A 23,486-nucleotide genomic window follows, 5' to 3' on the forward strand; every position below is an offset into this window, starting at 1 on the left:
TGTCAGCTTATCCTTTTTTATGATATTTTTAAAATGATCTATTTTATAAATTCATAATTTCATACTTATGAAAATTTCAGCACTAACATTACTAAAACTAACAACTCTGGTGTTAATTACCGTGGTTATTTTTGCCGTGATGAACATCTGGTTTGGTTGGATTTTCTTTGCGACCTGCGCTGGACAGATCTTATTCATTTATACTGTATATCGTATTTTAACAGATGATTATAAAACCGATAAAACCTTTCGCGATTTTTATGAAGACAAAAACGATCTAGGATCATGAGCTTGATTTTTTTTTATTTCTAAGATTTCAGCTAGATTTGCCCTATATGGATTCATTTGAACATTCTCGTTGCGAAAATTGCATTATCAGGCAAATGAATAGCTTTAAGGCTTTGACCAAAGAAGAATTAAAGCAAATGTCTGACAGTAAAGAGACCAAAACCATTAAAAAGGGCGAGTCCATCTTTAAAGAAGGAGATCGTGTTAATGGTGTTTTTTGCGTGAGAGAAGGCGTTTCAAAACTCACTAAAATGAGTGATAACGGTCGGGATCAAATTGTGAAACTTGCCGCAAAAGGGGAAGTCTTAGGTCAACGATCTGTTATTACGTCTGAAAAAACCAATTTAAGCGCCACTGCCCTCGAGGATATGCAAGTTTGCTTCATTCCAAAAACACATATTGAAAGCAGTCTGCAAAACAATGCATTTTTTACCAACGCGGTGCTTAAGCATATGGCGAATGATCTTAAATTTGCCGATGATACCATTAGGAATATGGCACAAAAAACGGTGCTTCAACGTCTTGCAGAAACACTGTTGTATCTAGACAAAAATTTTGGCAATGATGATGAAGGCTATCTTAAACTGGTGTTGACCCGCGCCGATATTGCCGATGTGGTTGGTACGGCTACTGAACTTCTTATTCGTACGCTTACGAAATTGAAAAAAACACAAGTCATCAGCACTGATGGTAAGCGGATAAAATTAGAAGATAAGAAAGCGCTTTACAATATGGCTGAAGGGATTTAACATTAAGTCTTAAGGTTAAAGCTCAAAATCCTATTTGTTTTCTATTAAAATTTTTGGCTTTGCAATAAATGGAGCCCGTTTATAAAAAATTTAAATCAGGATGTAATTGTACTGACTTTTCATCTACTTTAATTTTATGAAATGCAACTCAAAATAAAAAGAGCATTCAAAATAAACTTGAATACTCTTTTTTTTTGATTTATGTGTTATTCAAAGTTTAAGCCTTAGCCTTTTGGTTGACTCTGCTTTCAGCAAGTTTATCCAATTTATTATCGGCGTCGTATTCTTCATCCAAAGTTTGCTGTAACTTCTTTGCAATATCTACATGACCCAATTCTTTTGCAAAACGAACAGCTGTACCGTATCCTGCTATTTCATAATGCTCAACGCGCTGCGCCTCTGCAATAAGTCCAGCATCCATAACTTTATCGCCTTCGGCTTCCTCCATAAATCCAGTAGCCTCTTTAATAAGTCCTGCCATAGCCTGACATTTCTCTCCCGTAGGTTTGATCTCTAATTGCTCACAGATTTCTTCCAATCGAAGTTTTTGATTTTTGGTCTCTTCCAAATGATCTTCAAAAGCTTTCTTTAGTTTAGAGTCTGATGCCTTTTCAGCCATTTTAGGCAAGGCTGCTATAAGTTGAGATTCTGCACTATATAAATCTTTTAATTGATGCTCAAATAATCCTTTTAAATCTTTCATTATTATATGTTTTTTTGTTTCAGATAAAGTTACCCCGCCTATTTTCAGAAGGTTGGTTATTTTCACTTTTTAATTAACTCAAAAAGGCGATTGAGAACATTAAGGTTTAAGTATATCGTTATAATGTTCTCTATCATCTGTTTTGAATTAACATTCTCTTTAAAAACATACCTATATCATCTTATAAAAGGATTAATTAGAGTCTCGGATGGAGGTAAAACTATTTTCTATTGAATTATATATGAAACAAGAACCCAATAATAGACTCATTAAACAAACCTGTATTGTAACCGGAGCAAGCTCTGGAATTGGAAGCGCCGTTGCTATTGCTATGGCTGCAGAAGGTGCAAACGTGGTAATAAATTACCATAGTGACAAAGAAGGTGCAGAAAAAACGGCTTCAACAATTGATAAGTTATCGAACGCAGGAAGCACAATCATAGTACAAGCCGATGTCAGCAAAGAGAAAGATGTTGAACGCTTATTCAAAAAGGCCAAAACCCAATTTGGCACAATTGATATTTTTGTTGCTAATGCGGGTATTCAGATCGATGCCCCAATACATGAAATGAAACTTGAGGATTGGGAAAAAGTACTGTCTGTAAATTTAACGTCCCATTTTTTGTGCGCAAAATTGGCGCTTAACACATTTATGGAACAAGGCGTTAGAACAGACGTATCTCGATCTGCCGGTAAATTTATACATATGAGTTCTGTTCATGAAGTAATCCCTTGGTCTGGTCATGCCAATTATGCAGCATCAAAAGGTGGGATGGCGATGCTCATGCAAAGCATTTGCCAAGGTTACGCTAAGTATAAAATTAGATGTAATAGTATTGCGCCCGGTGCAATCAAAACAGATATTAATAAGGAAGTTTGGCAAGATGAAGAAAAATTAAAGTCTTTACATAAACTGATTCCTTACGAAGAAATGGGAGTCCCAGAACATATTGGCAATGTTGCAAGTTGGCTAGCATCGGACGCATCGGAATATATTAATGGAACTACGATTTTTGTGGATGGCGGGATGACGTGTTATCCTGGATTTTCAATGAATGGTTAATTAAATTTAAAAAAGAAAATGGATTTAAATATTAAAGGAAAAACAGCGCTAATCACAGGAGGTAATTCTGGTTTAGGAATTGAGACTGCTAAATTTTTAGCTCGTGAGGGCGTTAACATCATTTTATCAGATAAGAAAAAAGGCGAGGCTCTTGAAAAAGCTAAAGCAGAAGTAGAGAAAGAAGCTGCTATGGGAGCAAAAGTGGTCACTATCGCTGCGGATATTTCTAAAAATGAAGAGGTATTGTCTTTAGCCAATCAGATTGAAACTGACTTTGGAGGTGCCCACATTGTATTTCATAGTGCAGGTGCGAGAGGAGCCGCAGATGATTTCTTAAAACTTACAGATGATGACTGGATGAAAACTATAGATGTCGATCTTATGGGAGCGGTAAGGGTTTGCCGTGCTTTTATCCCGCAAATGCAATCCTTAAATTGGGGCCGTATGATTTTGGTAGCTTCAGAAAACGCTTTTCAACCCTACGAAGAAGAGAGTCCGTACAATGCGTGCAAAGCAGCCATCATAAACTTATCTAAATGTTTATCTAGATCCTATTCTAAAGAAAATATTCTCTTCAACTGTATTTCTCCTGCCTATATAGAAACACCAATGACAGATGCCATGATGGAAGAATTAGCAGAAGAAAAAAACATCACCATAGACGAAGCCGTAAAATGGTTTGTAAAAAACAAGAGACCACATATCGCCATGGAAAGACGAGGCAAACCTGAGGAAGTAGCCTCAATGGTGGCCTTTCTATGTTCTGAACATGCGAGCTACATCAACGGTACTAATATTAGAATTGATGGTGGATCAGTTGAGTCTGCTTTTGGATAAAATTGCTCAATTTTGTAAAGATTCGCTAAAGATGTTATTTTCGTAAAGCATTCAGAATTAAAAATCAATGCACTCAAAAATAAATTTTCTATCCTGAAAGTTGTGAAACCAAAAAATAGATAATAGGCATGATTAAATTTTTCAGTAAAAACAAAAAGGCTGTTTACGGTGGTTTACTCGCAACTGCCTTTACGGGTTTAGGTGTTTTTTTGGTGAGGAGCTTGTCAGGTTAAGAGGCCAAACACCTCTTAGATGTATCCATATCAGGTTTGAATATGTTATGTAATACTATAGTTCTGGGTTCAGCAACTATTCTAACGCTTTCACTAACGGTACTAAGTGTAAGTTCTGGCTTTGGTAGTAACCTCAAGAAAAAACACTACTTACAGGTCTTAATATTGCAAAATTTGATGTCATTCTGTTCATCTCAGCTTTAATTTTATTCCAGTTTTTTAACATTCCAATTCTAGAATCCGAACAAGTACCGATCTCGTGGTACAATCATATTTATTGGGCCACTTTGATATCAACCTCTATAATAAGTGGAATGATGATTACGGTCATCCTCATGCTGTATAATGCGATTACAAATTTGATCTCTATAATAGGACTCGGTGAAGATCATGCGATGATTTCTAATGATGAGACCAAAGACCAAATGGAAGAAGACAAGTAAAATTAGAGCAAAATCTCAAAGTACAGATATTACAATCAGTATCTTTCATATGAAATGCTAGCACCATAGATGATTATTCCTGAAACGATCATTTGGTTGGATTCTTAATCAAGATATTAAGCGTCAAGCCCGATACGATTAAAAAGATCCCTAAAACGCTATACAAAGAGTAGCTTTCTTGAAACCAAAACAACCCAACACCAATAGTAAACAATACCTCTAAATATTTTAATGGAGCCACTTGGTTGGTCTCCCCCATTTGCATGGCCTTGGTCATATACATTTGACCAAAATATCCGAAAACACCTAAGCTCAAGAACACTAGCCATTCCTTTCCTAATGGTTGAACCCAATCTTCAATTGAGAGACATCCTGCAATAACTGCTGAAATGACCATAAAATAATTGACCACCACCAACGGATGATCTTGGGTGCCTATCTTTCTAATGGATATATAAACAAGACCGGCAAACAGAGCAGAAATTAAAGCATATACTAAACCTATACTTTTAGCATTACCGTCAAAACCCTCTAAGATCAATACCCCTATAAATGCTAGCACAAAGAAAAACCACTGTATTGGTTTTATCTTTTCTTTTAATAAAAATAGGGCGAAAAACGCCGCAAATATAGGAGCAATATAACGTATGGATACCGCAGAACCCATTGGTAAATATTTTAGGGATTTAAAGAAAAACACCATAGAAATAAGCCCCACAATACTCCTTGACACCAATAGCGTTTTCTTATTTCCTAAAGGTGAAAGCTTGAATTTATAGAGCAATGGTATGGTAAAAAACAAAGAACCAATAGACCTAAAAAACACAATTTGATACACATCAAAACTGCGAAGTTCTTTTACAAAAGTGTTCAGCAATGTAAATGCCAGAGCACTTATGATCATATATTGAATCGCGCTTTTCAGATTTTAAGAGTTTTGGCAAAAGTAAGTTATTTAGACGCAAGACCTATTACAACTAGTATTTCCGAAGTGTAAAAAATAATCTTTGAACAACTTTACCATCCTTCAATTTTAGAAAAGTTTAACGCCCAAACCTCAGGAATCTCCATTTTAAAGCCCAGCCCTTTCGCAAAGTTATCGTAATTTTAAATTTCGATAGAAATAAAGTGAAATCAACATTAAAAATGAATAAAACCATTGTTTTAACTGGAGCCGGTGGTGTGCTTTGTAGCACTCTAGCAGAGGCTTTAGCAAAAGAAGGACATCATATTGCCGTATTGGATTTAAGAAAAGAAGCAGCAGATCAAGTTGCTGATACTATTAACAAAAATGGAGGTAAAGCCATTGGTGTTACTGCAAATGTTTTAGAAAAAGACAGCCTCATTACTGCAAAAAAAGAGATCAACAATACCTTCGGAAAAGTAGATATTTTGGTGAATGGAGCTGGAGGAAACCACCCTTTGGGTACAACCTCTAATCCGTTTTTTGAAATGGAAGATCTGGATAACACGACCGAAGGCTTTAAGACCTTTTTTGATCTTGATCCCAAAGGTGTTGAATTCACATTCAATCTCAACTTTTTAGGTACGCTACTCCCTACTCAAATTTTCGCAAAAGATATGGTGGGACGAGAGGGTTGTAGCATTTTGAATATTTCTTCAATGAATGCGTTTACACCGTTAACCAAAATCCCTGCCTACAGTGGTGCAAAAGCTGCCGTGTCTAATTTTACGCAATGGCTCGCTGTGCACTTTTCAAAAGTTGGTATTCGGGTTAATGCTTTAGCCCCTGGTTTTTTTCTAACCGATCAAAATCGATCACTGCTCACCAATGCCGATGGAAGCTTGACCCAAAGAGGGCAGCAAATTATTGACCAAACACCAATGGGACGCTACGGCAAACCAGAAGATCTCATAGGCACTACCTTATGGCTTTGTGGTGAAGGATCAAAATTTGTAACCGGCGTGGTCGTCCCTATAGATGGAGGATTTGCTGCTTATAGTGGTGTTTAATTTGTAATACCATCTCATTTTATTTTTCTTAAAATCTTTTTCAATGCGTTTAAAACTAGAACAAACTTGGCGATGGTACGGTCCCAATGACCCCGTTTCGCTCTCAGATATCAAACAAGCTGGTGCTACAGGCGTAGTGTCTGCATTGCATCAAATACCAAATGGAGACGTCTGGCCAATTGAGGCGATCCTGGAACGGAAAGATCACATTGAGTCCTTTGGCCTCACCTGGTCTGTTGTTGAGAGTGTACCCATTCATGAACATATTAAAACCAGATCTGGTAATTTTAAAATCTACATCGAAAACTACAAGCAGACCCTAACCAATTTGGGGAAATGCGGAATAGATATTGTTTGCTACAATTTTATGCCGGTATTAGATTGGACGCGTACCAATCTCGATTATGAACTAAAAGATGGTTCGACCGCACTCCGTTTTGAGGCTGCCGCATTTGCAGCCTTTGAGCTGTTTTTACTGAAACGACCTGGAGCAGAACAGCAATACTCGGAGACAGAGAAGCAGGCGGCAAAAGATTTTATTAAACACACTTCTAAAACTGAGCAAACACAACTCATCAACACTATTATTGCTGGCCTTCCAGGCGCCGAAGAAGGCTATACTTTAGAAGCGTTTAATCAAATATTAGCCACGTACAAGGATATAGATGCTGCCCAATTAAAACAGCATCTCTTTTTATTTCTTTCTGAAATTATACCCACTGCCGAGAAGGCAGGCGTGCTCATGTGCATCCACCCCGATGATCCTCCATTTCCAATTCTTGGCCTTCCAAGAGTGGTAAGTACAGAACAAGATGTTGTGGATTTGTACGACGCTGTGAAAAGCCCCAATAACGGACTCACATTTTGCACAGGCTCCTTTGGCGTAAGAGCAGATAATGATTTGGCAGGTATGGTAGAGCGCTTGGGAGATCGCATTCATTTTATTCACTTACGCGCTACAAAACGTGATGAGCAGGGCAACTTTCATGAAGCCGATCATTTAGATGGAGATGTAGATATGTATGACGTGATGAAGGCCTTGGTTAATGAGCAACTGAAACGTAAAAAGAATGGCAGAACAGATATAAGAATGCCTTTTAGACCTGATCATGGTCATAAAATGTTAGATGATTTAAACAAGAAAACCAATCCCGGTTACTCGGCTATAGGTCGCTTACGGGGGCTTTCAGAATTGCGAGGTTTAGAATTAGGAATTAGGCGTTCGCTATATAATCATTGAGTAAATTCATCCATAATTCGCATCACTTTCAATCCGTCTTCTACTGAGCATGGATTTTCAGAGGTTCCGAGGAAATAATTTACCGCTTGTTGAATCATCGGCTGTTGCACATGCTTAGGATTTGTAAATTGAAAGGTTTCAGTTTTTCCGTTTTCGCATAAAGAAACATGGTCACCATAAAAGGAAAATTTAATATGTCCTTTTGTACCATAAATGACACATTGATCCTTTTGATCTGCTTCGGAAACATTAAAACACCATATGCCTCTAAATTGAAGGCCATTTTTAAAGTGTATGATTCCATTGACAGTAGAGGACACTTGGGTTGTGTTGCCATTTTTGGTTGAGGCTCCAAATGCAGAACGCATATCTCCAAACCAATGCAGCATCAAATCAAGCTGATGTGGTGCTAAATCATGAAAATAACCACCACCTGAAATCGACGGTTTTAAGCGCCAATTGTCTTCGGTGTCAGCAATAATAGTCGAGCTCTTAGGCTGTAATATTTGAATATCTGCAAACAATACATCTCCTAGAATACGTTGTTCAATGAGTTCTTTTACTTTTAAAAAAGCGGGTAATTGTCTTCTATAATGTGCTATAGTAACTTTACTCTTGCTAGATTTTAAGGCCTCTAAAAGTTGTTGCCCTTCATGCGCATCTAGTGTCATTGGTTTTTCCAGATACACATCCTTATTTGCTTTAAGAGCCTGTAATGCATATGCTAGATGGCTAGAAGGAGGTGTTGCAATATAAATAGCATTAATCTCTGGATGTTGGATCACCTCATCAGCATTATCATAGAAAAAAGGAACCTTATGCCTCTTAGCGAAGTTTTCTGCTTTAGCTTTATCACGGCGCATGACTGCTACAAGCGAACTGTTTTCTGCAATTTGAAAAGCGGGACCACTCTTTACCTCGGCCACATCACCACAACCAATAATACCCCAAGAAACGTGCGTTTTCATAATGAACTAAATTAAAAAATATTGAATTGTTAAGCTATTGCTTAGGTATAGACTGCAAAAAAAACAATATGCTTTGAACTAAAGCTGTATTAAGAACTTAAAACCAGATTGGCATAAATCCCTAATGTCATCTGGAGATTTTGAGTGGTCAATGTCCATGGCGACCAATGGAATCGAGAATGTATCGCTATAATTTATATGCTGATTTTTGGAAGCGGAAATAACAATAATACCATCAATTGAGCCGTCATTCAAGCTATTGATACAGTCTAACTCTTTGACTGTACTGCCTCCAGATTGATAAAACAGAATGCGATATCCTGCCTGCTCTGCCGATTTTTGAAGAAAACAAAGCGCATGGCTGTAACAAGCCTCTGTTATTTTGGGGAGAATGACTGCTATAGCTTCAGACTTTCTCGCCCTTAGGGAAACAGCATAATTATTAGGAATATAATTATGCTGTTTAGCTATGGTCTTGATTGTTTCTCGAGCAGTCTTACTCACATCAAGCTTGTTATTTAAGGCTTTAGACACTGTAGAAGTAGAATAGCCTGACAAAAATGAGAGCTCTTTTATGGTGACTACAGGTGATGCTTTCAATGTTTAAGACTTTACAGAATTTATAATATCTAATGCGGCTTTGGTATCTGCTTGAATTTTAGCAAGATCATAATTGCCATCTGCATCTTTATTAATGAGTTTAGAACCCATACCCACGCAAGTTACTCCTGCTTTAAACCAAGCTTCTAAATTTTCTTTAGTTGGAGATACACCGCCAGTTGGCATAATACTCGTCCAAGGTTGTGGGCCTTTTATAGCTTTCACAAAGTTGGGCCCATAAATATCGCCAGGGAATAGTTTCACGATTTCACAACCTAATTCTTCAGCACGACAAATTTCGGTTAACGTTCCACAACCTGGAGACCAAAGTACTTTACGTCTATTACAAACGATAGCGATATCTTCTCTAAGCACTGGTGTTACAATAAAGTTTGCACCCAAAGACATAAATCGTGATGCTGCTGCGGCATCTGTAACAGAGCCAACACCCATGATCATTCCTAGTAACTCTTTTAATACATATTTATTTAGTTCTCCAAAAACTTCGTGAGCAAAATCGCCACGTGCAGTAAATTCTAACAAGCGTGCACCGCCATCATAACAGGCCTTGATTACTTTTTTACTGATTTCTACATCTGAATTGTAAAACAACGGAACCATTCCCGATTGCTTCATTACCTCAGCCACTTCTAATCTTGTATATTTTGCCATATCCTATTTTAAATCCTTCCCAAATCTTACGCTTTCAGTAAAAATTGGGAAGGTATTTCTATTTTAATTATACTTTATTTTCTTAACGTGCAACACGCCCTGAAGCATCGCCACCCATAAGTTTTTCTACTTCGGAAACTGTTACCAGATTGGCATCACCTTTAATAGTGTGTTTCAAACAAGACGCTGCTACTGCAAAATCCAATGCATTTTGGTCGTCTTCAGGGTATTTTAGTAAGCCATAGATCAATCCGCCCATAAATGAATCACCTCCTCCAACACGATCAACAATATCAGTAATTTGATATTGACGTGTTTCAAACATTTTAGTACCATCATAAAGGACACCTGCCCAAGTATTATGAGATGCAGAGATAGATCCTCTTAAGGTTGTAATTACCTTTTTAGCTCTTGGAAATTTCTCCATCATTTGCTTACATACAGATAAAAATGCTTCTGCCTTAACATCATGACCATGCTTATGCACATCTAAACCTTCTGGGTGAATCCCAAAATGCTTTTCTGCATCTTCTTCATTACCTAAAATCACATCGCAATAAGAGGTAAGTTCGGTCATGATTTTAGTTCTTTGGGCATCATCACAAAACGTCCATAATTTTGCACGGTAATTTAAATCGGTAGAAATGGTAACGCCCATCTCACTCGCCACTTTTACTGCTTCTAAGCAAGCGTCTGCTGCACTTTGAGAGATTGCAGGTGTAATTCCCGTCCAATGAAACCAAGCCACATCCTTAAACACAGATTTCCAATCCACCATTCCTGGCTCTATTTCAGAAATTGCAGAATGAGCACGATCATAAACCACTTTACTTCCTCTACTCACGGCACCGGTCTCTAAAAAATAGATTCCCAAACGATCACCTCCATAAATAATCTTGTCTACGCCAACACCTCTTTTACGCATTTCCATCATGGCACATTCGCCAATATCATTCTTTGGAAGACGTGTTACAAAATCAACAGGAACGCCATAATTAGCAAGCGATACCGCTACGTTAGACTCTCCGCCTCCGTAAACCACATCAAAACTTGATGCTTGTGAAAATCTTAAAAATCCTTCTGGTGCTAGCCTTAGCATGATCTCTCCGAAAGTGACTACTTTTTTCATTCTAAAATGTATTTTATCTATTAATTATTGTTTTGCTTAAACGTTTAAGCAGATTTACTAAAAATAAATCAAAGGGTCTAGTTTTGATTTGTTATGGTGAAAACCGTATTTTTGCTTAATCGTTTAAGCAAATATATAAAAGTTAGGTGAATAAAAAAAAAACAACCATAAAAGACATTGCCAATGTTTTAAATATTTCTCCTGCCGCGGTGTCAAAAGCCATGCACGACGATCCCCGAATTAGCGCAAAGACAAAAGCTGCTGTCAAACGTGTTGCTAAAGACTTAAACTACCAACCCAACCATCTTGCCAGTGCGCTTAGAAAAGGAAAAAGTAATTTGGTAGGCGTCATTGTACCCAGAACCAATAGCAATTTCTTCTCTTCTGTAGTACAAAGCATGGAGGAAGTACTCAACAAAGCAGGGTATAACATCATCATCACACAATCTAATGAATCTTTTAAAAAAGAGTGCAGCAATATAGACACCCTTTTGTTTACGCAAGTAGACGGCATCATTGCCTCTATGGCGAATGAAACGGTTGATTTGTCCTATTTTGAAAAAGTGAAGTCAAAAGGCATCCCGTTGATCTTATTTGATCGCGGTGAAAATGACCTTAACGTAGACTATGTAGGGATAAATGATTATGACAGTAGCCACATGATTGTAGAGCACCTTATAGAAAAAGGTTGCAAACGTATTGCCCATATTGGAGGATTTAGACGCACCCGTATTTTCAATAACCGAATTAAGGGATACGTAGATGCCATCTCAAAAAACAATCTTCCTATGGATACGAGCTTGTTGATTGAAAGCGATTTAACTTTGGAGGATGGGCGTGATAAAATGACAGCCTTATTACAATTAGAACATAGACCAGATGCTGTTTATGTAGCTAGTGACAATGCTGCGTTGGGCGCGCTTCAAGTTTTAACTGAGGAAGGTATTGACGTTCCAAATGACATGCGTTTAGTAGGTTTTGGTAATGAACCCTTTACATCATTAGTAACACCAACTATTACCAGTATTGATCAGCACAGTTCTGAAATAGGAAGACTAGCCGCGGAGACGTTTTTAAAGCGTGTGGAAATGCCGGAACTAAAACAAACGCTCAATAAAATTATCCTTGACGCAAAATTGGTGATTCGCGATTCTTCAGAATAAATAATTTTTGGAACCCAAACCATGAGTACGTCTTATCTCTTTTTGAACTGAATTATTGCAAAGCATAAAAAAAGCCTCTTATTTCTAAGAAGCTTTTTTTTAATTTCTAATTTGAACCAAATTCATTGCGTTTTTAACTTTGGAATAATGGTGTATTAAAACTATTGTAAGGTAAAGATAAGCGCAGCATAACCAGGGATATCGATTTGCCCCGTAAAGGGCTTTTGATCTGTTGATTCTTCAATAAGCTTTGGATCATTGACTTCCAGTGCTGAAAAATCAGCATCATACTCTTTTGCTACCGTGTTTATCTTTAATTTCCAATGACGCCCATCATCAACCCCAATGCCGTAATCACAGCGATCTTGATTAGAAAAATTAAGTACTATCAATACTGGATTTGAAGTATCGTTTCCTCTTCTAAACGCCAATATCTTTGTCTCTTGATTACAATGTACCATAGACATTTCTTGAGAGCGCAGTCCGTCACCATCGGGCATTTCGCCAGTACGTAATTTTATAAGATCCGCTACCAATCTGGTAATTCCTTTATGTCGGCTTTGTTTGTCCCAATCCAACTGTTGTGAATCTTGAAAGTACTCGTCTTCAATAAATTCCTGTCCTTGAAAAAACATAGGAATCCCAGGAGCTGTAAGCGTCAATACCATACCGAGCAAAGCTCTTTTTTTGGCAAACGGACTTTCGGCATCACCAGGTTGAACCTCCTCAGGAACGCGCGCTTTTCCATTGGCAACTTCATCGTGAGATTCTGTATAAATAACGCGTTTAAAAGCATCGCCACTATAGCGATATTCAAGAGCATCCACGATCTTCTGCAAATCTCTGGAGTCATCATTGGCATCTATCAAAACCTCTCTAACAGGATGCACAAAATTCATATCCCACTGCGAGCCATACCCGACCCCACCAGCATCAATGGCATCTGTTACAAATTCTTGACCTTTTAAATCCTCAGCAATTGTAATTACATTCGGATATTTTTCTTGTAACTCTTTATTAATTTCCCGCATCATTTGATTGCCCTCTTCAATGGCTTTATCAAATCCTAATCCGCCACCTTCATATCGTATATAAGATGTTGCATCTAAGCGCAGCCCGTCACAATGGTACTTTTCTATCCACATAAGCGCATTATCGCGAAGATACTGTCTTACTTCTTGTCTGCCATAATCTGGGCGCGTGTCTCCCCAAGGTGTCGAGCTTCTATGGTCATTATAAAAATAAATGCCACCCTTGTCATTTTCACTCCAACCATCAAACTGCCATAAATCAACATCTGTAGGTCCAAAATGATTGTACACCACATCCATAATCACCCCAATCCCTTTTTTATGAGCTGCCTTAACCAGCGCAGCCAAACCTTCTGGACCTCCGTAATCTTGTTCTATAGCAAAAGGGTGAGCTGGGTTGTAACCCCATGAGATAGCGCCTGGGAACTCGGCTACTGGTAAAAGTTCGATGCAATTGATACCAAGATTTTTAAGATAAGATAGCTTTTCAATAACATCGGCAAAAGTGCCAACTGTATCCTCATCTTTTCTATTGAAAGTACCCACATGTAATTCATAAATCACCAATTCATTAAAAGAGGGCAATACATAAGTATCTTCTTCCCAATCAAAATCCAGACGTCTGATAATGGAATTTCCATTACTGTTGGTCATCTCAAAAGCATATGGATCATTACGATCCAATACCATATCGCCATTATGAATGACGTATTTATATTCATCTCCTATTTCAGCTTGATCGGTGGTTACCGCCCAGTATCCGTTTTCTTCTTGCTCCATTTCAAGATTCTCCTTTGACCAGTCATTAAATGTGCCCATCACAAAGATGCGATCTGCATTTGGTGCCCAAACTCTAAAGGTGGTCATGCCATCTTCAAAAATGGCGCCCATACCGAGGGATTTTTTAATTGTCAATTCCATAACTCATTATATTAAAAGCTATTTATCTACATTTTCATCATTAAAAATGTCTAGCTAATTTAAGATGTTGATCCCACTAATGATTTGATTTACATATTTATTAACGCGCTCTAAACGGTAAATGATTGACCTAAAACAGATGTCTCTTATATGAGCTCAGAATTGTTCTACATTTATGGATAAAATATATTGTATCATGAAATTAAGATCTAGTGAACCTTTTTGGTTAGAAAAAAACGGTATCGTAAATTCTTATCCGTCATTACGTAAAGATTTAGTTACGGATATCCTAATTGTTGGTGGTGGAATTACAGGAAGTTTGATTGCACATCAATGCATTAAAGATGGTTATAAAACCGCTTTAATTGACAAACGGGAAATTGCGCATGGCAGCACTTCTGCAACCACTTCTATGTTGCAATATGAAATTGATGTGCCTTTGCATGAATTGATGCAGCAAATTGGTGAAGATGCTGCAGTGGCCAATTATAAAGCGTGTTCAGACTCAATAGATACATTAGGGGCACTTTCTAAAAAAGTCAAATCTCAGTGTGGCTTTGAGAAAAAACAGTCGTTATATTATGCGGCCTACAAAAAAGATGTCCCTAAGCTTAAAAAGGAATTTGAAGCAAGAAAGGAAAATGGTTTTTTGGTAAAGTGGTTAGAAGCAGATGACATCCTAAAGACCTTTGGATTAAATAACACACACGGCGGAATTCTCTCCGAACAAGGCGGAAGCATTGATGCCTTTAGATTGGCTCATGACATTCTTGCCTATAACCATAAGAAAGGGCTCTTGATTTTTGATAAAACCAACATCACCAAGGTGATTTATAAAAAAACTGGAGTTACTGTAAAGGTGAACGACAATAGTACTATACGAGCCAAAAAACTCATTTATTGCAATGGTTTTGAAAGCACAGAAATCATCAAGGAAAAATTCGTGAAACTCATCTCCACATTTGCTATGGTTGGAGAACGTTTTGAAGACCACCAAGAGCAGCTAGAAAATACTCTTTTTTGGAATACAGCAGACCCCTATATCTATATGAGAACCACTGATGACCATCGTTTACTCATTGGCGGAGAAGATGAAGATTATGTAGATCCCGAAAAAAGAAATGCCAACATTGGTAAAAAAGCTGAAAAGCTAAAAAAATACTTAGGCAAAATCTTACCAGATTATGATTTTGTAAATGATTTTGCATGGGCAGGAACCTTTGGAGAAACCAAGGACGGGCTTCCCTATATCGGTAAACACAAAGATTTCCCAAGCACTTATTTTGTATTGGGTTTTGGAGGAAATGGTATTACATTTTCAGTTATCGGGATGGATATTATTGCTGCGCTACTAAGAGGAGAAACCCATCCCTTAGAAGCGTATTACAAATTTGGTCGCTAGATTTATGCTATTTAAGCATTTCTCACTTCGCATGCTGATAATTTTAACATCCGACTAAATTTTTCTTCTTATTTTTCCTGAAAATTAACGCTTTATTGGAGACCGTAAATCCTGACCGTAAAAAACCCATCAAACGCAAGTGGTTAAAGAGAATGCTCTTGACCCTCGCTATTTTGATATGCATTCCTGTAGGTCTCTTTACACTTGGCTGGTTAAACAGGGACACGCTTATCAACGTTTTACAAGAATGGTATAGCGAAAACCATAATGGCACCCTATCTATTGGTGAGGTCAACACGAGCTTTATAAGCAGTTTTCCCAAAATAGGCTTTACCGTTTTAGATATTGAACAAACCAGTATCGATACTATCTCAGACAAGCATTCTGCCATATCTATCGAGCAGGTTAAAATCACAGTAAGACCTAGAGATCTCTTACAAGGAGATATAAAAATTGAAAAGATTGACATAAAAAATGCGACTGTCTTTTCAGAGGTCATCCCAACGAGACCTAATACCTATTACCAGCAACTCAAACTAGATAACGCAAATGAACCTGTAGATCCTTTGCAACTATCAGAGCTGTTAAATGAAAACAAACTTCAATTTTCTCTAGAAAATGTCACTTTCATTTCAAAAGACACTACAGAGCGCAAACATTTTGATTTGGATTTTCATAAACTCAACGGACGATATGATGGCGATCTCGGTGCAATAACCGGTGATGCCTCATTGGATGTTACCGTTAACTTGCTCGGATTTAACATGAAGAAAGGCGCCTTTTTTAATGGTGCTCGGGTACAAGGCAAGCCAGAATTTAAGTTTAATAAAAAAAATCATAGCATTGCTGTTTCAGAATTTCCGCTTCATATCGATGATCAAACGTTCCGTCTTGAAGCAAATTTTGATGTAGGCCAAACTAGAACCTATGCCTTTAGATTGACCAACCCATCCACAGATTTCAAGCTGGTTAAAGGCTTGCTTACCGATAGCATTTCCGCAAAATTAAAAGATTACCAAATCATCAAGACTTTTAAATCTGAGCTTGATCTAACAGGAGCATTTAGTTATGGCAACGATCCTAAGGTCGATGTGGTGTTTTCTTCTTCGGAAAATCACGTTGTTATTTCAGAACTGTACAATTTAAAGGATGCTAGATTTAGTGGACGTTTAACTACAGATATCTATGCGACGGATAGTTTAAAAAAAGCGAAGAAGACTTCTAAAGACCTCAAACTATATATGGATGCCTTTAAGGCAGACCTTGATGGCATTGCTGTTGCTGTAGATTCCGCGTATTATATGAGCACTCCTGAAGTTTTAAATTACGTCTATGCGCCAGTACAACTCAAAGGAAGTAATGAAGCGTTGACGCGGTTAATAGACACTGATAATTTTGATTTTAAAGGCGGCAATTTTGATTTAGCGGCTCAAATTTCTGGAGATATCCCAGTACTCACCGAGCTTGCCAATCATGCAAAAGGCAGGTTTAGTTTAGAGAACACTCGGGTAGTTCTAAAAAGTAATGGACTTCAATTACCAATAAACAGCATTGTATTAGATCTTGATCAAGACATTGCCAACCTTCGGAAACTAGAAATATTAATGCCAAATGGCCATACTTTGGTGCTTAAAGGATGGCTTAGTCATCCGGCAGATTTGATATCAAAAGTACCTGTATCTTCTACAACAAGTAAAATTGATCTGATCTCCAATGCGATTAATATTACTGAAATCATCCAGATGGCAACCGAATTTCTCCCTGAGGAAAGATCAACCTCTGAGAATCGGAAAACGCTACACGAAACCCTAAATACAGTATACACTCAATTTCATCCTCAATTTAATATTGATTTAAAATCAATGCAGTTTAATGACATCACCTTAAAAGATGTTAGAGCTCATTTATCGCTCACCAATGCAGAAACTATTTCTATTAGTGAATTTGATTTTAAATATGATAAGGCAGTTACAAGTTTACAAGGTAGCCTTAAAGTTCCGTTGCCAAATGGACGCTCAAAAGATCCTATTGTGGTCGATTTAGAAGTCAACTCTTTAGGACCAGTTCAGGTTTTTAAAGACTTGTTCAACATCGAATTATTGGCAATCATTTCTGGGCAGTACGATTTTGACGGCAGTGTTTCTGGTAATATTCAAGAATTTAATGAGCTTTTGAAAACCGCTAAAGGGAATCTGGTACTTACTGAAAATCATTATTATTACCAGCCAGCAGACCTAGATATCAAGTTTGATTCTTTGGCCCTCGATGTACGAGACTCTAACATCACTTTAGAAAAATTCAATTTAGACCTTGCCGATCTACGACCAATAGAGTTAAAGGGTCAAATAAGGAAATTTCCTAGTTTTCTTTTAGAAGACGATAGCAATCCTGGCTCTATTGATTTATCGGTTTCTATGCCTTTTTTAGATGGCGATGATGTTTTGGATATGGTGGCCTCATTAAGCGATGAGGAAAACAACAAAATCAACAAACCACGCAAACAACTGCATAGTGTTTTTACAGACATTAGCCATTTTGATCCTGATATTAGCTTGTCTATAGACTCCTTAAAATACAAAGACCTTATTACTAAAAACATTGGGGCTCATCTTTTTTTTGAAAATGATTCTACACTCAATTTAGATTACTTAAACATTGGTTATAAGTCTTCTCAAGCGCAGGTCATAGGGAAGGTGATCACCACAAAATCAGATCAGAACCAATTATACTCCAATCCCTTTGAGTTCAATTTTATTGCTAACGCCAAGGGCGAAAGTAAAGATTTAAATGATTATCTCAAGACTACAAACTTTGTGTTTAATTCGGGGGCATTTGAATTTACCGGCGTCTACAATGGCCAGTCTGAAAACCTAAAATTGATTAATAACAATACCCAAGGCCAATTAAAGCTTGGACCATCGGTGGTTTATAATGAAGCGGCTAAGCTAAGTATCCCTATTGATAGTTTGAATGTAGAAATAGAGAATGATGTGGCTACGTTAAAGAAACTTCAGCTGGATCTGCCAGGAAGAAGTTCGGTAGACTTTTCAGGGACCATTGATCACTTTTCAAGTTTTGTAAATAGCACCAATGAGATTGATAATCAACGTTCAAATTTTAATATCAAATCGAGTTACCTCGACACCAAAGACATAAAAGCCTTTTTATCTTCAACACGTAAATCGGTAGAAGACACAACAAAAACCAATATCAATCTTAACGGATTAAAAAAAGCCCTCAATGGCATCAATACATCTTTTAACCCCACCTTAAATATAGAGCTAGACAGTTTGAGACATGAGAATCTTGAAATAGAAAATTTCGGTTCTGTATTATTCTTTGATCGAAGTGATCGATTCCATATTTCAGAAACCGCACTTGATTTTTTTGGCGGCGCGGCAGATCTCGACCTTAAATTTGGTTTAGCGTCTCAAGAGAAACTGCCGGTAGATATTGATATGAACGTCACACATATTGACCTAAACGCGTTGATTTCGGGCCTAAACTATTTAGATAATGACGCGCTAAAGAACACAGATACCATTGAAGGGACACTTAATTATAAATTACAAGCTACAGGCTGGCTAGATAACGAAGGAAAGTTAGATATGGGCTCTCTCAATGGCTCTCTAACACTTGATATTATTGACTTGGCAATCTATGGCTTTCAACCCATAATGGATAACGTGCCACTCATGAAGGCGGAGCGCTTTGAACAGCTAAGATTTCAGCCTATTGTACAGACCTTCGAAGTTGTAGACGGAAAGATCCTTATACCACGAACAGAAATACAATCTTCGGCACTACATTTTTTTGTAGAAGGGCAGTTTAAAATGAATGAATTTGTAAATGTTTGGATTTCTTTACCTTGGAAAAACCTCAAAGGTAATGATGGATTGATACTCCCTGAAAAAACAGGTTTTGAAAATGCCGGAAGCAAATTTTACGTCCAACTCATTCAAAATAATAATGACCCCAAACCTAAGCATCAGGAACTGAAGGTGAAACTAAGATTGAGCAATCGGAAATTAAGAAAGCAGAAAGAAGATCTGAAAAACAATAAATAAAGAAAACCCTGTTTCTTAATGTTTACGTTTTCAGAAAAAAAAAATTAAGTCTTTAAATTCTCAGTGACAATTTTCTTTATTTGAGCATTAAGTGACCTCATGGATTTATAACTCGTATGCTCTAACACGATAACTACCAAATCGTCATCTAAATAGGTTGTGAGCGCGGTACTAAATCCATTCCATCGTCCATGATGATAGATGGTATTTTCTCGCTTGTTATCAATTCTAAATCCAAAACCATAAGGAATTGTTCTACCTGAAATTGTTTTTCCTTCAGCATACATTAGGTCTAAAGATGCTTTGCTAAGAAGCTTGCCTGTATTTAACCCTAAGGTCCATTTAAAAAGATCTTCGGCTGTGGTGTATACATTTTTGTCGCCCACAACGGCGTCGTTTACGGTGCCTCCAATCTTAAGATGCCTCCAGCCTCGATACAGCCTATAACCGTCTAGCTGATTCTCATTGATACTATCATTTTCAAAGCTATATACGAAGGAGTGATCCATTTCTAACGGATCGAAAATGTTCTTTTTCAAGAATGAGCTAAAAGACGTTCCAGAGACTTTTTCAACTATAGATGCCAAAACAAAGTAATTGGTATTGGAGTAGTCAAAATTATGACCAGGTTCAAAAAAGCGTTGCACGTTGCTCTTCTGTAATAATGACATCATTTCGCTATTGGAAGGAGCTTTTTCCTGATTCCATTTGTGCTCAGACACCCAGAAATATTTTGGCAATCCTGCAGTGTGGTTGAGAAGGTTTTCAATAGTAACGCCCTCATATGGAAAACCCGGAAAATAGGCATTTACAGTATCTGTAAGTTTAATTTTGTGCTGCTCGTGCAATAACATGATTGCAGCCGCAGTAAATTGTTTGCTCACTGACGCTAATTGAAAAACCGATTCTTTATTTAGAGGTGTTTTCTTATTGAAGTCGGCCATTCCTACTTGATTACTGTAGAGAATCTTATCATTCTTTGCCACCAATATCGCGCCATTAAAATCATGTCGTTTATTAATACGATCTAATAATGAATCTAATTTAGCACTTACATTTTTGGACTCTTTCTCTGGATATCGCTCGATGATGAGTGGCGAGACACCTTCTTGTAGGGTTTCGAGTGAAATTTTTGCTAAACCTCCAGCATTAGCTGATGAATTTTCAGCAAAAGAAGCTGAAGAAAGCACAACTATTGAGAAGGTACAAATAAGAATTAGAGAAACGACCGATATTTTTTTGATATTATTTTTCAAATAAAGCTAAGATTTTATGGGATGAAGTTAATAATCATTACACGATATTCAAAATACTTTAATGAGATATATTGTATTTGTCAATTAAAATAGCTTGTTCCTGTTAAAACGATCGCATTTTTAAGAAAAACATATAATTAAAATTGAGATAAAGGGCCATCAAGCTTTCTATTCTGTTAGGAAGAACTCAAATTCATACTTAATAACCTTTAGATATATTGTGTTATAAGAAAAGCTCTTTTAATACTAAAGTTTGAGAAAAAAAAGGATTAATCTCTTCCAAGCAAGATCGGTGGTGGAGTGAGCAGGGACATATAAAAATAAAAAAAACGGAATATGTTCTCACATTCCGTTTTTTTGATCGACTCTCGTCTTAGTAGCGGGAACTGGACTCGAACCAGTGACCTTCGGGTTATGAGTTTTTGATACTATACTATCAATTTAATATAAAAACACTATAAATCAATGATTTACATACTATTTAATATAGTTTGACAATATATAATATCAAACAAAACCAACAAATGTTGTACCTATGTTGTACCTAAAATGACTACCTTTATAATCCAAAAGTAATTATTATGGCAACAGTAAGAGTAGTTTTAAGAAAAAAGAAAAATAAAGCCGGACGGTTTCCTATTTCTATTCGCATAACTAAAGACCGTAAAAGTTCTTACTTAAATACAGGTCAATATATAGATATAAAATTTTGGGACGAGAAAAACCGCAATGTTAGGAAGTCGCACCCTAATTCAAAGGTGCTGAATAATTTTATTATAACTAAGGTAGCAGAAGCTAACGATAAGGTATTAAAATCTGAAATGAAAACTGAATATCAGACAGTTTCAGAAATCAAAAACAAAATTGTAGTTACTAAAGGACTTGACTTTTTCGCCGTAGCCGAAATGCATCTTCAAAATCTAAAAAATAGAAACAAACATCATCAATACGATACTGAACTTGGGCGACTAAAAAAATTCAAAGAATTTCTTTGCAAAGATTCACTTCCTTTCAATAGACTGAATGTCACAGTTCTAAAGAAATTTGAAACTCACTTACTGCATACTAAAAACCTTTCGCCGAGGACAGTTGTAAACTATTTAATTCTCATCCGTACAATCTTTAATTTGGCAATTTCTGAATCAATAACAGATAGAGGCCTCTATCCATTTGGCAAAGGAAAGATGACTATACGAATTCCCGAAGCTCAAAAAATTGGCTTTACGGCAGATGAAATTCAAATATTAGAAAATGCACAAGGGATAACTGAAGCTCAACAAAAGGCAATTCATATTTGGCTCGTCAGTTTTTACTTTGCAGGTATTCGAATTGGGGATGTATTACAACTAAAATGGTCAGATTTTAACGATGGACGCCTACTCTATCGGATGAACAAAAACAGTAAGCTTGTTTCTCTTAAAATTCCTGAAAAAGCTATAGAAATATTTGATTTTTACAAAGACAATTCATCTTACAATGAGCTTGTCTTTCCTCAATTAAAAGGCACCAACCTCAATGATACTGAAGAAATATCGAAAAGAACACAATCAATAACTCGAAATTTGAATAGAAGATTAAAGATTGCCACTAAGCAACTGGGGATAAAGAAAAATATAAGTATGCACATTGCCAGGCATAGTTTTGGTAATATTTCTGGGGATAAAATTCCTATTCAAATGCTGCAAAAATTGTATCGTCACTCATCTGTAACAACGACTATACGTTATCAAGCAAATTTCATCCATAAGGATGCTGATGATGCTTTGGATAGTGTAGTCAATTTTTGAACCATTCCAATTTTGCAACACAGTTGCACAAAAATTCTGTTATCTTTGTAACGTGGAATTTATTGTAATCATACTTTCGTTTTATTTCTTGGCACTTAATGCTGTGCCTTGCAATGATATGAATTATAGCGAAGATGATTCCCAAGTTGTTACGGTAATCGATGCTGATGGTGACCACAGTCAAGATTGCGAGTTATGCTCGCCTTTTTGCCAATGTCATTGTTGCCACGTTCACACCATAAATTTCGGGCTTGCTGTATTCGAGCCATTACAACCTGCAATTCTACACGAATTTTTCGCCAATTTTGATAACCTCGGCAAAGATATCCCACATTCCATTTTACTGCCAACGGTTATAATTCAGTTTCCTAGAAGAGGTTTTTTTGATTTTTAATAAACATACTCAAGGATTGTCAAAATTACTTTGCACAACCTGTGCATCGATTAATTCGTATATTTGTAAAACTTTATGAAAATATTCGTTTCCATATCGATGTCGTTTCTATTCTTTTTTCAAGGAATAGCGGCCAATATGGAAGTTTGTGAGCAGATAGAAGAAATATCCCATTTTATCGCGCATTATCAAGACCATAGAGAAAATGATGGACTTTCTTTTTTTGAATATGTTTATGAAGATTACATAAATGATGATGGAAAAGTGGATAACCACCATCCAGATTCAGACCACGACAATGAGCCTGTGCATATGAGCCACCAATGTTGTCAACATTTTGTATTCTTCGCACCTTTTCAACCTACGTTAATAAGTAAGGTTTCCCCCGAGGCTAAAAATCAGTATAATCATTACACATTCCAATTAAATTCCAGATATCTGGAATCGCTTTTCCAACCCCCTAAAGTATAATTCAGTTTTTTTTTAGGATAGCTATATCCTACCGTGATGCTTTTCAAAGTAAGTATCGCATCATAAACGTATTGCATCTCTTTGCATTGCGATGT

At 36.9% G+C, this 23,486-nt stretch carries 21 protein-coding genes; 13 read left to right on the forward strand and 8 right to left on the reverse strand.

The window, feature by feature from the left end:
• The first annotated feature begins 67 nt into the window (after window positions 1-67).
• On the forward strand, window positions 68-289 hold the full coding sequence (locus P176_RS0104595) for a hypothetical protein (protein ID WP_026753597.1): 222 nt from the start codon (window positions 68-70) through the stop codon (window positions 287-289).
• Window positions 290-383: 94 nt separating this feature from the next.
• Window positions 384-1,037 (forward strand): Crp/Fnr family transcriptional regulator, encoded by a 654-nt coding sequence (locus P176_RS0104600; protein ID WP_231481186.1) that lies wholly within the window; start codon window positions 384-386, stop codon window positions 1,035-1,037.
• A 217-nt stretch (window positions 1,038-1,254) separates the two neighbouring features.
• Here P176_RS0104600 and P176_RS0104605 read toward each other — a convergent pair whose 3' ends face one another.
• Window positions 1,255-1,740: a ferritin-like domain-containing protein gene (locus P176_RS0104605; protein WP_026753599.1), complete on the reverse strand. Its 486-nt coding sequence runs from the start codon at window positions 1,738-1,740 to the stop codon at window positions 1,255-1,257.
• A 208-nt stretch (window positions 1,741-1,948) separates the two neighbouring features.
• Between P176_RS0104605 and P176_RS0104610 the strand changes: the two genes are divergently transcribed.
• The 3 genes from P176_RS0104610 (at window position 1,949) to P176_RS20810 (ending at window position 4,316) form a co-directional block, all read left to right on the forward strand.
• A complete protein-coding gene (locus P176_RS0104610) occupies window positions 1,949-2,803 on the forward strand; it encodes an SDR family oxidoreductase (RefSeq protein ID WP_231481187.1) in 855 nt (284 codons plus the stop codon).
• A gap of 18 nt (window positions 2,804-2,821) precedes the next feature.
• Entirely contained in the window at window positions 2,822-3,640 is an 819-nt protein-coding gene (locus P176_RS0104615) for an SDR family NAD(P)-dependent oxidoreductase (RefSeq protein WP_026753601.1), read from the forward strand.
• Between the two features lie 547 nt (window positions 3,641-4,187).
• Window positions 4,188-4,316, forward strand: a complete 129-nt coding sequence (locus P176_RS20810) for a hypothetical protein (RefSeq protein ID WP_369793738.1) — start codon at window positions 4,188-4,190, stop codon at window positions 4,314-4,316.
• Between the two features lie 88 nt (window positions 4,317-4,404).
• Here P176_RS20810 and P176_RS0104625 read toward each other — a convergent pair whose 3' ends face one another.
• Complete coding sequence (locus tag P176_RS0104625) at window positions 4,405-5,220, reverse strand: DMT family transporter (protein WP_037348717.1); 816 nt, start codon at window positions 5,218-5,220, stop codon at window positions 4,405-4,407.
• Between the two features lie 242 nt (window positions 5,221-5,462).
• On the opposite strand from P176_RS0104625, the gene P176_RS0104630 reads away from it, so the two are divergent.
• Window positions 5,463-6,290: an SDR family oxidoreductase gene (locus P176_RS0104630; protein ID WP_026753603.1), complete on the forward strand. Its 828-nt coding sequence runs from the start codon at window positions 5,463-5,465 to the stop codon at window positions 6,288-6,290.
• 43 nt (window positions 6,291-6,333) lie between these two features.
• A complete protein-coding gene (gene uxuA / locus P176_RS0104635) occupies window positions 6,334-7,530 on the forward strand; it encodes a mannonate dehydratase (RefSeq protein ID WP_026753604.1) in 1,197 nt (398 codons plus the stop codon).
• Here uxuA and P176_RS0104640 read toward each other — a convergent pair.
• From P176_RS0104640 to P176_RS0104655, 4 genes are all read right to left on the reverse strand, one after another.
• Entirely contained in the window at window positions 7,524-8,498 is a 975-nt protein-coding gene (locus P176_RS0104640; protein WP_026753605.1) for a Gfo/Idh/MocA family protein, read from the reverse strand. The two genes, uxuA and P176_RS0104640, sit on opposite strands and share 7 nt — an antisense overlap.
• 78 nt (window positions 8,499-8,576) lie before the next feature.
• Entirely contained in the window at window positions 8,577-9,098 is a 522-nt protein-coding gene (locus P176_RS0104645; protein WP_026753606.1) for a LacI family DNA-binding transcriptional regulator, read from the reverse strand.
• A gap of 3 nt (window positions 9,099-9,101) precedes the next feature.
• Window positions 9,102-9,770: a bifunctional 4-hydroxy-2-oxoglutarate aldolase/2-dehydro-3-deoxy-phosphogluconate aldolase gene (locus tag P176_RS0104650; protein WP_026753607.1), complete on the reverse strand. Its 669-nt coding sequence runs from the start codon at window positions 9,768-9,770 to the stop codon at window positions 9,102-9,104.
• 82 nt (window positions 9,771-9,852) lie between these two features.
• On the reverse strand, window positions 9,853-10,899 hold the full coding sequence (locus P176_RS0104655; RefSeq protein WP_026753608.1) for a sugar kinase: 1,047 nt from the start codon (window positions 10,897-10,899) through the stop codon (window positions 9,853-9,855).
• A gap of 146 nt (window positions 10,900-11,045) precedes the next feature.
• Here P176_RS0104655 and P176_RS0104660 point away from each other — a divergent pair, with 146 nt between their 5' ends.
• Window positions 11,046-12,062, forward strand: a complete 1,017-nt coding sequence (locus P176_RS0104660) for a LacI family DNA-binding transcriptional regulator (protein WP_026753609.1) — start codon at window positions 11,046-11,048, stop codon at window positions 12,060-12,062.
• A gap of 161 nt (window positions 12,063-12,223) precedes the next feature.
• Here the strand turns inward: P176_RS0104660 and P176_RS0104665 are convergent, their stop codons facing one another.
• Entirely contained in the window at window positions 12,224-14,014 is a 1,791-nt protein-coding gene (locus P176_RS0104665) for an alpha-amylase family glycosyl hydrolase (RefSeq protein ID WP_026753610.1), read from the reverse strand.
• 196 nt (window positions 14,015-14,210) lie between these two features.
• Between P176_RS0104665 and P176_RS0104670 the strand changes: the two genes are divergently transcribed.
• The gene (locus P176_RS0104670) at window positions 14,211-15,416 is read left to right on the forward strand and encodes an FAD-binding oxidoreductase (protein ID WP_026753611.1); all 1,206 of its coding nucleotides are present in this window, start codon (window positions 14,211-14,213) and stop codon (window positions 15,414-15,416) included.
• 95 nt (window positions 15,417-15,511) lie between these two features.
• Window positions 15,512-19,483: an AsmA family protein gene (locus P176_RS0104675; RefSeq protein WP_026753612.1), complete on the forward strand. Its 3,972-nt coding sequence runs from the start codon at window positions 15,512-15,514 to the stop codon at window positions 19,481-19,483.
• A gap of 44 nt (window positions 19,484-19,527) precedes the next feature.
• Here the strand turns inward: P176_RS0104675 and P176_RS0104680 are convergent, their stop codons facing one another.
• Window positions 19,528-20,739 (reverse strand): serine hydrolase, encoded by a 1,212-nt coding sequence (locus P176_RS0104680; RefSeq protein ID WP_026753613.1) that lies wholly within the window; start codon window positions 20,737-20,739, stop codon window positions 19,528-19,530.
• A gap of 581 nt (window positions 20,740-21,320) precedes the next feature.
• Here P176_RS0104680 and P176_RS0104685 point away from each other — a divergent pair.
• The 3 genes from P176_RS0104685 to P176_RS0104695 all read left to right on the forward strand — a co-directional run bounded on the left by P176_RS0104685 (window position 21,321) and on the right by P176_RS0104695 (window position 23,391).
• The gene (locus tag P176_RS0104685; RefSeq protein WP_026753614.1) at window positions 21,321-22,526 is read left to right on the forward strand and encodes a site-specific integrase; all 1,206 of its coding nucleotides are present in this window, start codon (window positions 21,321-21,323) and stop codon (window positions 22,524-22,526) included.
• Between the two features lie 52 nt (window positions 22,527-22,578).
• On the forward strand, window positions 22,579-22,920 hold the full coding sequence (locus P176_RS18990; protein ID WP_231481188.1) for a DUF6660 family protein: 342 nt from the start codon (window positions 22,579-22,581) through the stop codon (window positions 22,918-22,920).
• Between the two features lie 75 nt (window positions 22,921-22,995).
• Window positions 22,996-23,391 (forward strand): hypothetical protein, encoded by a 396-nt coding sequence (locus P176_RS0104695; RefSeq protein WP_231481190.1) that lies wholly within the window; start codon window positions 22,996-22,998, stop codon window positions 23,389-23,391.
• Window positions 23,392-23,486 lie beyond the last annotated feature (95 nt).

The organism is Sediminibacter sp. Hel_I_10 (assembly GCF_000688335.1).
Classification (GTDB): Bacteria; Bacteroidota; Bacteroidia; order Flavobacteriales; family Flavobacteriaceae; genus Psychroserpens.